This window comes from Janthinobacterium kumbetense (assembly GCF_023703445.1).
Taxonomy (GTDB): domain Bacteria; phylum Pseudomonadota; class Gammaproteobacteria; order Burkholderiales; family Burkholderiaceae_D; genus Janthinobacterium; species Janthinobacterium kumbetense.
The window spans coordinates 1-396 of sequence record NZ_JAMQGR010000045.1 but is presented as its reverse complement, the minus strand read 5'-3'; the positions used below and the strand labels follow the sequence as shown (position 1 = coordinate 396).

Sequence of the window (396 nt, the reverse complement as noted above, 5' to 3'; positions counted from 1 at the left end):
CGGCAAACCGATCAATAAATAATCTTTACTTCTTCCAGATTGTTAAAGAACGAAACAGCTTTGATCGCTAAAAGATCAAACCTAAACCCGAGTCTATTTGACCGGCTTACGTTTGCACTTTCGAGTAAAACTTTGGTGGAGGATGACGGGATCGAACCGACGACCCCCTGCTTGCAAAGCAGGTGCTCTCCCAGCTGAGCTAATCCCCCGGGAATTTTTACTGGTAGGGCTGGTTGGACTCGAACCAACGACCCCCGCGTTATCAACACGGTGCTCTAACCAGCTGAGCTACAGCCCCAACGCGGAACTACTACGACTACTGTTTCTTCTTAATTAAACAGCCGATAAGTGTGAACATTTGATGCGTGAATCATTACTGATTCGTGCAAACTCTAG

General features: G+C 46.7%; 2 tRNA genes. Both read right to left on the bottom strand.

The window, feature by feature from the left end:
* Window positions 1-133 precede the first annotated feature (133 nt).
* A tRNA-Ala gene (locus NCG91_RS27885) sits at window positions 134-209 on the bottom strand.
* Window positions 210-221: 12 nt separating this feature from the next.
* Window positions 222-298 (bottom strand) — tRNA-Ile (locus tag NCG91_RS27880).
* Window positions 299-396: the final 98 nt, after the last annotated feature.